Genomic DNA, 10,035 nt, shown 5'->3' on the forward strand with positions numbered 1-10,035 from the left:
CGGGGGGGGGGGGGGCGGCCCCCCCCGGGGGGCGGGGGGCGGGGGCGGGGGGGGGGGGGCCGCCCGGGGGGGGGGGGGGGGGGCCCCCCGGGGGGGGGGGGGGGGGGGGGGGGGGGGGGGGGGGGGGGGGGGGGGGGGGCGCGCCGACGCCGGGCGCGCCCCCGCCTGCATGTCAACGCTTGTATGTCAACGCCTGTATGCCTACGCCTGTATGCCAACGTGCGTAGGTGCCAACGCCCGCAGGCCAACGCCCGCAGGCCAACGCCCGCAGGCCAACGCCCGTATGCCAACACTCGTAGGCATCAACGCCCGTCGCGTGGGCGTCAACGTCCGTATGCCAACACCTGTAGGCCAACGCTCATATGCCAACACCTGTTGACTCCCGCTGGAGGCGCTCGTATCGTGGTCAACGAGCGTTGGCAAACAGTCGTTGACTGGCACCCCCGGCCCGCCACCCACCGCAGGCCGTCACCCGTTGGCACCCGCACGTTGGCATCAGGGAGGCCCCTCATGTCCGGCACCACCAACCCCGCTCCCGCATCGGCCCCCGCCCCCGCCCCCGCCCCCATCCCCGTGGTCGTCGTCGGTTCCGGGCCCACCGGACTGCTGCTGGCCGGTGATCTCGCCGAGGCCGGGGTGCCCGTCACCCTGCTGGAGAAGCGGGCGCACAAGGTCAGCAACCTGTCCCGCGCGTTCGGCGTGCACGCCCGGAGTCTGGAGCAGCTCGACGCCCGGGGGCTCGCGGACGAGTTGGAGGCGGTGGGGTGGCCCCTTCAGGCGCTGCGGTTCTTCGATCTGAATCTTCGGCTCGACGAGTTGCCGACCCGGTATCCGCACCTGCTGGTCATCCCGCAGTACGAGGTGGAGAAGGTGTTGGAGCGCCGGGCGGTCGAGGCGGGCGTGACGTTCCGGTACGAGGCCGAGGTGACCGCGATCGAGCAGGACGCGGACGGCGTCACCGTCGAGATGCGGGGACCCGGCGGGGCGGTGGACAGCGTCCGGGCCCGGTACGTCGTCGGCGCCGACGGGATGCACAGCGGGGTGCGGCGGGCGGTGGGGCTGCCGTTCCCGGGGCGCTCGGTGATCCGGTCCGTGGTGCTGGCGGACGTGCGGCTGACCGAGGCGCCGACGGATCTGTTCACCGTGGGAACGGCGGGCGACGCCTTCGCCTTCGTCGTGCCGTTCGGCGACGGCTACCACCGGATCACGGGCTGGCGGCGCAACCGGGACGTGGCCGACGGTGAGCCGCTCGGGCTTGAGGAGGTCAGGGAGATCGTGCGGGGGACGTTCGGGCGGGACTTCGGGATGCACGACCCGCGCTGGATGTCCCGGTTCCACTGCGACGAACGGCAGGCGCCGCTCTACCGGGTGGGCCGCGTGCTGCTCGCCGGGGACGCCGCGCATGTGCACACCCCGGCCGGCGGCCAGGGCCTCAACACCGGACTCCAGGACGCGGCCAACCTGAGCTGGAAGCTCGCCGCCGTGCTGCGCGGCCACGCCGGGGACGCGCTCCTCGACACCTACCAGACGGAACGGCACCCGGTCGGCAAGGCGGTTCTGCGCAGCAGCGGGGGAATGATGCGGCTCGCCATGGCCAACCGCCCCTGGCAGCGCGCGATCCGGGTGGGCTTCGGTCGCCTCCTCCAGGTCATCGGGCCGGTGCGCCGCAAGGCGGTCGGTCAGGTCTCGGGCCTCGGCTACCGCTACCCCGCACCCCGGGGCGCCCACCGGCTGACCGGAGTCCGGGTGCCGGACGTGGAGTTGGACACCGGCCGCCTCAACGAGGCCCAGCGCGGAGGACGTTTCGTCCTCATCACCCCCCAGGCCACCGAACGCCCCGAGGGCTTGGACCTGCACAAGGACCGTCTGTCCGTGGCCCGTTGGACAAGCGGACGCGGAACGACGTTGCTGGTCCGCCCCGACGGATACGTGGCGTGGGCGTCGGACGCGGCGAACGCCGGGGAGATCGAGGCCGCCGTCGCGGCACACGTCGGCTGAACGGCCTTACAGGCAGCGCCAGTTCGACTCCCGCCCCCGTGCCTCGGCCGAACGCCGGTAGATCAGGGGCCCGTTGGGCCACCCCCTCACCTCGACCGAACGCCCTTGCCGCTAGCGTCCGCTGGGTGCTGCCGCGAGCAACGCCCGGAGCAGGTCGGCCAGTTGGTCGGCCTGTTCCTCGTCGAGGGTGGAGAGGGTGGCCGTCTGGACGGCGAGGCCCGCGCCGACCGCCCGGTCGATGAGGTCGAGCCCCTCGTCGGTCAGCGTGACGTGCAGGCCCCGCCGGTCGTGCGGGTCGGGGGAACGGCGCAGCAGACCGGCCCGTTCCAGCCGGTCGAGTCGGCCGGTCATGCCGCCGGTGGTGAGCATCAGCGCGGCCGAGAGCTGACGCGGCGAGAGGGTGAACGGCTCACCGGACCGGCGCAGGGTGGCCAGCACGTCGAACTCGCCGCGCGCGATCCCGAAGGGGGCGTACGCCTGCTCCATGCCGTCGCCCATGGCGCGCGCCAGCCGGAAGACGCGCCCGAAGACCTCCATGGCCCGGGTGTCGAGGTCGGGCCGGACGGCCGCCCACTGCTCGACGATCACGTCGACGGGGTCACTGGGGTGTGGGCTGCTCATGCGGCGAGTATCCGCCGGGCGCGGATCGCCCGCAAGAAAGTGGATCACGGGTAAGCACCTTGACGCTAATTAACTTGCGTCTAAGCTAATTATCACCAAGCTAATTACGCCAAGCGCTGGGGCCGCCCCGACGGCGTCGGCGGCTACCTCTGCCTCGCCCTCGCGGGGGCCGCCGTCGCCTACTGGCTCTGGTTCCGGGGCATCGGGCGGCTCACCGCCACGCAGGTCACCTTCCTCGCCCCGCTCTCGCCGCTCACCGCCGCGATCGTCGGCTGGGCGGCCCTGGACCAGAGCCTCACCGGGCTCCAACTCACCGGCATGGCGCTGGCGTTCGGGGCGACGGTCGCGGGCCAGCTGGGCGGGGGCGGCCGGGGACGATCGTTCAACTCCCTTGAACGGGGCGGGAGTAGGCGCGAGGTGGAGGTGGCCGTCGGGGTGGTGCGGCCGTAGGTCAACGGGCCTGCTCGACCGGTGAGTTGGCGCAAGGTCCGCACGCTGAACGCGACGAGGGCGCCCGGTGACCTCGCCGGGCGCCCTCGCCAACTCGACGGAGACGGCTACGCGTTGCGCGCGTCCGCCTCCTGGGCCTTGAGGGCGCGCTCGACGCCCGAGCGGGACTCCGAGACGAGGCGGCGCAGGGCCGCGCTGGGCTCGGCGGCGGCCAGCCAGGCGTCCGTCCGCTCCAGCGTCTCCCGCGACACCTGCACCGACGGGAAGAGGCCCACGGCGATCTGCTGGGCCATCTCGTGCGAACGGGAGTTCCAGGTGTCCTTGAGCACCTCGAAGTACCGTTCCGTGTACGGCGCGAGCAGCTCCCGCTGGTCGGTCTGGAGGAACCCGCCGATGACGGCCTCCTGCACGGCGTTGGGCAGCTTGTCGGACTCGATGACCGACGCCCAGGCCTCCGCCTTCGCCTCCTGGGTCGGGCGGGCGGCGCGGGCGCTGGCCGCGTGCCGCTCACCGGCGGCGGTGCGGTCCCGCTCGTACTCGTCGGCGATCTCCGACTCGTCGAACCGGCCCACAGCGGCGAGCCGTTGGACCAGCGACCAGCGCAGCTCGGTGTCGACGGCGAGGCCGTCGATCGTCTGCGACCCCTCCAACAGGGCCTCCAGCAGGTCGAGTTGGTCGGGGGTGCGGGCGGTCGCCGCGAACGCACGGGCCCACGCCAGCTGGTGGTCGCTGCCCGCCTCGGACGCCCGCAGGTGGGCCAGCGTGGCGTCCGTCCAACGGGTCAGCAGGGCCTCACGGGCGTTCGGGTCGGCGTACAGCTCGATGGCCATCTTCACCTGCCGCTGGAGCGACTGGACGACACCGATGTCCGACTCCTTGCCGATGCCGGACAGCACCAGGGCGAGGTAGTCACGGGTCGCCAGTTCCGCGTCCCGGGTCATGTCCCACGCCGACGCCCAGCACAGCGCGCGCGGCAACGACGCCTCGAAGTCGCCCAGATGCTCGGTGACGAACGCCAACGAGGCCTCGTCCAGGCGGACCTTGGCGTAGGACAGGTCGTCGTCGTTGAGCAGCACGACGGCCGGACGCCGCTTCCCGACCAGCTCGGCAACGTCGGTCAACTCGCCCTCGACGTCCAGCTCGACGCGCTCGTCACGCACCAACTTGCCGCTGGCGTCGTCGAGTTCGTAGAAGCCGACGGCGATCCGGTGCGGGCGCAGCACGGGTTCGCCCTTGGCGCCGACGGGCAGCGCGGGCGCCTCCTGGCGGATCGCGAAGGACGTGATCACACCGTCCGCGTCGGTCTCGATGACCGGGCGCAGGATGTTGATGCCGGCGGTCTGGAGCCACTGCGTCGACCAGGTCTTCAGGTCACGCCCGGAGGTCTCCTCCAGCGCGCCCAGCAGGTCGGTCAGCCGGGTGTTGCCGAAGGCGTGCCGCTTGAAGTAGGCCTGCACACCCGCGAAGAACGCGTCCATGCCGACGTACGCCACGAGCTGCTTGAGGACGCTGGCGCCCTTGGCGTAGGTGATGCCGTCGAAGTTGACGAGGACGTCGTCGAGGTCGCCGATCTCGGCCATGATCGGGTGCGTGGAGGGCAGTTGGTCCTGCCGGTACGCCCACGTCTTCATGGAGTTCGCGAACGTCGTCCACGAGTGCGGCCAGCGCGAGTCCGGGTGGTGGGCCTGGCAGGCGATGGAGGTGTACGTGGCGAACGACTCGTTCAGCCACAGGTCGTTCCACCACTCCATGGTGACCAGGTCGCCGAACCACATGTGGGCCAGCTCGTGCAGGATCGTCTCGGCGCGCATCTCGTACGCGGCGTCCGTCACCTTCGAACGGAACACGTACTGGTCGCGGATGGTCACCGCGCCCGCGTTCTCCATCGCGCCCGCGTTGAACTCCGGCACGAACAGCTGGTCGTACTTCTTGAACGGGTACGCGTAGTCGAACTTCTCCTGGAACCACTCGAAGCCCTGCCGCGTCACCTCGAACACGGCGTCGGAGTCGAGGTGTTCGGCGAGCGAGGGCCGGCAGTAGATGGCCAGCGGCACCGACTGCCCGTCCTTCTCGTAGGCACTGTGCACCGAGTGGTACGGGCCGACGATCAGGGCGGTGATGTACGTGGAGATACGCGGCGTCGGCTCGAAGGTCCAGACGTCGTCCTTGGGCTCCGGCGTCGGCGAGTTGGAGATGACGGTCCAGCCGCCCGGTGCCTTCACGGTGAACTGGAACGTGGCCTTGAGGTCCGGCTGCTCGAACGACGCGAACACCCGGCGGGCGTCCGGCACCTCGAACTGCGTGTACAGATAGGCCTGTTCATCGACCGGGTCGACGAACCGGTGCAGTCCCTCACCGGTGTTGGTGTACGCGCAGTCGGCGACCACGCGCAGCACGTTGCGACCCTGTGGCAGGTCGGCCAGCGCGATCCGGGAGTCCTGGAAGACGTCCTCCGGCGCCAGCGCGTCCCCGTTCAGCGTCACCTCGTGCACGGCCGGGGCGACCAGGTCGATGAAGGTCTCGCTGCCGCCCTCGGCGACATCGAAGCGCACCGTCGTCGTGGACCTGTAGGTCCCGCCCTCCTGCGCACCGGAGAGGTCGAGATCGATCTCGTACGAGTCAACGGTGAGCAGCTTCGCCCGCTGCCGCGCCTCTTCGCGAGTCAGGTTTGTGCCAGGCACGCGGTCATCTCCTCGTTATGTGTGGGTTGCGCCATCCTTCCACGGGACCTGCGCGAATAGCGATGCAGTTCCCCCACCCACCGGGCCTCGCCGGGTTGCCGGGCCTTGCCCGCCCTCCGGGCCTTGCCCGCCCTCCGGGCCTTGCCCGCCCTCCGGGCCTTGCCCGCCCTCCGGGCCTTGCCTGGTCTCTGGGCTCCCCGGACCCCAGGCCCCGCCGGCCCGCGGGCCCCGCAGCCCTTCCGGCCGAAGCCGCATCGCCGGTGATGCCGTCCGGACGGGATCGAGGCCGCGGGTGATGCGTCCCGGTTGGGCTCGCGCGGACCGTGACGCCGTTCCGGTTGGGCTCGCGCCGCCGGTGACGCCGTTCTGGTGGGGCCCGGCTGGATGGTGGCGTCCGTATCCCGCCGGTGGCCGGGGTGCGGGTGGGGCACCGTGGGGGCGTGAGCACCTACACCGCACGCCCCATCCCGCCCGACGTTCTCAACGAACTGCGCGTCGCCGACGACGCGGGCCGCCCGGCCGTCGCCGTCACCGACGAGGAAGGCGGTGCGCCCCTGCGCTGCTGCCTGCGCCGCAGCGTGCCGGGCGACCGGATCGCCCTCGTTGGCTACGCCCCGCTGCGCCGCTGGGCGGCGGAAACGGGCGCCGAGCCGGGCGCGTACGACGAACAGGGCCCCGTCTTCATCCACGCCGACGCCTGCCCGGGGTTCGATGCCTCGGCGGACGGCTACCCCTTCGCGGGCGCCCACCGCACGGTCCGGCGGTACTCGGCCGACTGCCGCATCCTGGGCGGCGCCCTCGTCGACGCCGTTGACGACGAGGCCCTAGGGGATGCGTTCGAGGACCCGTCCGTGACGCTGGTCCATATCAGGGCGGTCGAGTACGGCTGCTTCCTCTATGAGGTACGGGGGAGGTAGGCCCCACGGCGCCCAAGAGCCCCGGGGGCGGTGCCCCCAGACCCCCCTTCGGCCCTGAACGGGCCTTGTCCTCAAGCGCCGGACGGGCTGGTTGGTGAGGCCGGCCTGCGTTCTCTTGGTGCCGAAGAGACCCGGGGGCGGTGCCCCCAGACCCCCCTTCGGCCTGAACGGCCTTGTCCTCAAGCGCCGGACGGGCTGGTTGTGTGCGACCGGCGTCGTCGTAGGTGCTGCCAGAGGGGGACCCTCAACGGGCTGGTTGTGCCCGGGCGGTGTCGTCATAGGTGCCGCTCGGAGAGCGGACTCCCACGGGCTGGTTGTTGGCGCCGTGTGTTGAAGGTCAGGGTTCGTCCACGACTGTCACGCCTCGTAGTTCGCGGTGGAGGAACGACGCGAGCATGCCTGGGAAGCGGGGTTCGTTGTAGGGGGAGAGGTAGCCGGTGTCGGAGGAGACCCAGCCGTTCGGGGTGAGGCGGTGGAGGGTTCCTGAGACTCCGTAGAGGTGGGGTTTGCGCACTCGGAGCAGAACGTGTTCGTCGCGGCGCAGGAACGGGCACTGCCGTAAGGACAGTTGGGCGTGTTCGGCGCACAGCGGGGGCATGGAGGTGACCGACCTCTCGGGCCAGGTCGGGGGCGAGTCCGGGCGCCGCCAGTCGATGAACAGCCAGCCCTGCTTGTCGCGGTCGGCGGGCTGCGCGCAGATCTGGCACAACATGCCTTCCATGCAACGGCGTTGACGGGTGGAGTGCATGCAGTCGTACAGAACGCGCCCGGGGTTGTCGGGGGATTCATCGACGCGGAGCCACAAGTTGCCGTGCGCGTCACGGTCGTTGGGCCGTTTGGTGGTGTAGGCGAGGCGGGGGCCCGTGGGGCCGTACTCGATGGTCAGCTCGGATTTGAGTGGTGCCTTGTCGGAGGCGCGGGCGGCGACGTAGGGGGTCGTCAGGGGCATGGGAGGGGGCAATCTCCTTTGAAGTCGGCTTCATGGGCGGTCAGTTCGCCGGTCGCTTGCAGGTGGGTCGGCCCCGGCCGGGGACCCGGTCACCGGTTCGGTTCGCGTGCCTTCACTCGGCCGAGAGAGAGCACCAGATCGTCGTGCCGTCGTCGCTGACGCCCCACCGGTCGGCGAGCGCGGCGACGAGGAAGAGGCCGCGGCCGTTCTCGACGTCGAGGGTGGCGTCGCCCGGCACGGGGAGGTGGTGCGAGCCGTCCCGTACCTCGATCAGCAGGCGCGCGCCCGTGAGGCACATGCGCAGTCCGACGTCACCCAGGCCGTGCTGGAACGCGTTCGTGACCAGCTCCGTGACGAGGAGTTCGGCGGACTCGACAAGCTCCGGCCGGCCCCAACACCGCAGTTCCGCCCGGACGATGACCCGTGCGCGGCGCGGTGCTGCTCGGTCGGCTTCAGCGATGACGCCGCCCGTGGAGCCACGGTCCCGCACGAAGAACATGCTGAGTCCGGGGTGCGTCCGGAGCCGGGAATCCGTGGTGGCGTCCGTCCGCATGACTGCCTGGCCAACGCGGCCGGTGACTGTGGGGGGCATCGCTCATCACCTCTCCGTCTCGTCGTGAAGCGGTCGTGCGTACGGCCGACGCGTGGGTGCAGCGAGGGTCCCGCTGCCCACGCCTACGGGGCCTGGGGCTGGCGGGAGTTGGCCGTACGCGCGGCGACGCGGCTCTTCGTGGGCTGCACTCCAGCCCGGTATGCGAAGGCGCTCGCCAAGTACGCCGTTCTGAACGCAATGTCCGGTCTGGCGTGCTCAACTAGAGTGACGCGCAGGCAGGTTCGTTCGCAATCGGATCAGTACTGCATACGCAATGGCGCGCAGATTGGTATATGCCGCGCCATGCAGTGGGGGCTCCACGCAGGGGACTTGGGGTGTCAGGCTCCGGTCTCTGGTGGCGCGATCGGTGGCTCCCGTGCGTACACAGGCAACTTGAGACGCTGGAGGATGCAGGGCATGGCCAAGCAGATCGGGACGACGGCACCACGGATGGACCTCGGCATCCAACTGCGCGAGCTTCGCAAGACCGCCGGCTTGACCATAGAAGAGGCTGCGAAGTCGGTCAGTGGGCTCACCTACGACAAGCTTCGACGCGTCGAACTCGGCCAGAGCACCTTCAGGATGATCGGTGACCTCCGCAAATTGCTGAAGGCCTACGGGGTCGAAGACAACGTCGACCTGGTGCAGTCATTGGAGGAGTTGTACAAGACACCGGCGAGCCAGGATTGGACGACCCAGTTCAGCGCGGTCCTCACTTCCACGAGGACCTTCGCGGGGATCGAATCCGTAGCCCGGTCAGTCAGTATGTACTTCCCGAACGTGATCCCCGGGCCGTTGCAGACCAAGGAATACGCGCACGCTCACTTCACCCAGGTGCAGCCGATCGAAGAGACGACGAGCGAGTTCATCAACAGCAACGTCGCTCTGCGCATGAAACGACGCGAGCCCTTCCTCCGCGACGAGGAGCCCCGGAAGCTATGGACGATCCTGGGAGAAAGTGCCTTGCGGCATCCCGTTGGTGGTGCTTCGGTGATGCGGGGGCAGTACGACGAGATCCTTCGGATGGCGGCTCTCCCGAACGTCACGATTCAGGTGCTGCTGACGGATGCTCCGGTCAAGCGTCTCTGGAGCAACTTCACCATCCTCGATCTCGGCACAGACCGTCCCACCACTGTGCAGGTCGACACGGGCCTGGGCGGGGCTATGTCCATGTCCGACCGGCCTGCCATCGTCGGCCGGTTCACCCGCTGGTTCAACACTATGATCGCCTCGGCGCAGCCGCCCGAGGAAACCCCCGCGTTCGTCGAGACTCTGAAACGAGAGAAGACATGATCCGTACCCACGCCGTCTCCACTGAACTCGCCCCCGAGGGCGCCTGGTTCAAGTCCTCGTACAGCACCCCCGAGGGCGGCAACTGTGTCGAGGTCGCTGGCTTGAACGCCGAGGTCGGTGTCCGGGACTCGAAGAACACCACGGGTCCCGCGTTCGCTGTCTGTGCCGGGGCGTGGTCCGCGTTCGTCGGTCTGGTCCGGACGGAGTCGGTGGAGCTGTAGCCCGTTCTCCAACAGCGGCGTCGGTGTTTCTCCCCGGCCCACGGGGGGCACCGAAGCCTTCGTGCCCGTTGAGACTCTGAAACGAGGGAAGAGATGATCCGTTCCCACGCCGTCTCCACTGAACTCGCCCCCGAGGGCGCCTGGTTCAAGTCGTCCTACAGCACTCCCGAGGGCGGCGGTTGCGTTGAGGTCGCTGACTTGAACCCCGAGGGTTCCTGGTTCAAGTCCTCGTACAGCTCCCCCGAAGGTGGCAACTGCGTCGAGGTTGCCGACCTGAACCCCCAGGTCGGCGTCCGGGACTCGAAGAACGTGG

The 10,035-nt window shown here is 70.1% G+C and carries 9 protein-coding genes and 1 pseudogene; 6 read left to right on the top strand and 4 right to left on the bottom strand.

Annotation, left to right across the window (positions count from 1 at the left end; all coding sequences use genetic code 11):
• Positions 1-510 precede the first annotated feature (510 nt).
• Positions 511-1,998 (top strand): FAD-dependent monooxygenase, encoded by a 1,488-nt coding sequence (locus ACIQOU_RS18495; RefSeq protein ID WP_401537809.1) that lies wholly within the window; start codon positions 511-513, stop codon positions 1,996-1,998.
• 111 nt (positions 1,999-2,109) lie between these two features.
• Here the strand turns inward: ACIQOU_RS18495 and ACIQOU_RS18500 are convergent, their stop codons facing one another.
• Positions 2,110-2,619: a MarR family winged helix-turn-helix transcriptional regulator gene (locus ACIQOU_RS18500; RefSeq protein WP_401537810.1), complete on the bottom strand. Its 510-nt coding sequence runs from the start codon at positions 2,617-2,619 to the stop codon at positions 2,110-2,112.
• Between the two features lie 111 nt (positions 2,620-2,730).
• Here ACIQOU_RS18500 and ACIQOU_RS18505 point away from each other — a divergent pair.
• Positions 2,731-3,069 (top strand): annotated as a pseudogene (locus tag ACIQOU_RS18505) (EamA family transporter); the annotation flags it as partial.
• Between the two features lie 107 nt (positions 3,070-3,176).
• On the opposite strand, the gene pepN reads toward ACIQOU_RS18505, so the two are convergent.
• Positions 3,177-5,750: an aminopeptidase N gene (gene pepN, locus ACIQOU_RS18510; protein ID WP_401537811.1), complete on the bottom strand. Its 2,574-nt coding sequence runs from the start codon at positions 5,748-5,750 to the stop codon at positions 3,177-3,179.
• Between the two features lie 440 nt (positions 5,751-6,190).
• Here pepN and ACIQOU_RS18515 point away from each other — a divergent pair, with 440 nt between their 5' ends.
• Positions 6,191-6,667 carry a DUF1203 domain-containing protein gene (locus ACIQOU_RS18515; RefSeq protein WP_401537812.1) on the top strand — a complete coding sequence of 159 codons (477 nt, stop codon included), beginning with the start codon at positions 6,191-6,193 and terminating at the stop codon, positions 6,665-6,667.
• A gap of 337 nt (positions 6,668-7,004) precedes the next feature.
• Here ACIQOU_RS18515 and ACIQOU_RS18520 read toward each other — a convergent pair whose 3' ends face one another.
• A complete protein-coding gene (locus ACIQOU_RS18520; protein ID WP_401537813.1) occupies positions 7,005-7,616 on the bottom strand; it encodes a hypothetical protein in 612 nt (203 codons plus the stop codon).
• Positions 7,617-7,728: 112 nt separating this feature from the next.
• A complete protein-coding gene (locus ACIQOU_RS18525) occupies positions 7,729-8,208 on the bottom strand; it encodes an ATP-binding protein (RefSeq protein ID WP_401537814.1) in 480 nt (159 codons plus the stop codon).
• Positions 8,209-8,625: 417 nt separating this feature from the next.
• On the opposite strand from ACIQOU_RS18525, the gene ACIQOU_RS18530 reads away from it, so the two are divergent.
• From ACIQOU_RS18530 to ACIQOU_RS18540, 3 genes are all read left to right on the top strand, one after another.
• Positions 8,626-9,501: a helix-turn-helix domain-containing protein gene (locus ACIQOU_RS18530; protein ID WP_401537815.1), complete on the top strand. Its 876-nt coding sequence runs from the start codon at positions 8,626-8,628 to the stop codon at positions 9,499-9,501.
• Entirely contained in the window at positions 9,498-9,722 is a 225-nt protein-coding gene (locus tag ACIQOU_RS18535; protein WP_401537816.1) for a DUF397 domain-containing protein, read from the top strand. The genes ACIQOU_RS18530 and ACIQOU_RS18535 overlap by 4 nt, the downstream gene beginning before the upstream one ends.
• A gap of 93 nt (positions 9,723-9,815) precedes the next feature.
• The coding region (locus tag ACIQOU_RS18540) for a DUF397 domain-containing protein (protein WP_401537817.1) at positions 9,816-10,035 on the top strand (220 nt) is incomplete at its 3' end.

The sequence above is a fragment of the Streptomyces sp. NPDC091279 genome, assembly GCF_044757465.1.
Classification (GTDB): Bacteria; Actinomycetota; Actinomycetes; order Streptomycetales; family Streptomycetaceae; genus Streptomyces.

Coding starts and splice junctions, on each gene's coding strand:
- ACIQOU_RS18495 (WP_401537809.1), top strand. CDS start 511: ATGTCCGGCACCACCAACCCCGCTCCCGCATCGGCCCCCGCCCCCGCC.
- ACIQOU_RS18500 (WP_401537810.1), bottom strand. CDS start 2,619: ATGAGCAGCCCACACCCCAGTGACCCCGTCGACGTGATCGTCGAGCAG.
- ACIQOU_RS18520 (WP_401537813.1), bottom strand. CDS start 7,616: ATGCCCCTGACGACCCCCTACGTCGCCGCCCGCGCCTCCGACAAGGCA.
- ACIQOU_RS18525 (WP_401537814.1), bottom strand. CDS start 8,208: ATGCCCCCCACAGTCACCGGCCGCGTTGGCCAGGCAGTCATGCGGACG.
- ACIQOU_RS18530 (WP_401537815.1), top strand. CDS start 8,626: ATGGCCAAGCAGATCGGGACGACGGCACCACGGATGGACCTCGGCATC.
- ACIQOU_RS18535 (WP_401537816.1), top strand. CDS start 9,498: ATGATCCGTACCCACGCCGTCTCCACTGAACTCGCCCCCGAGGGCGCC.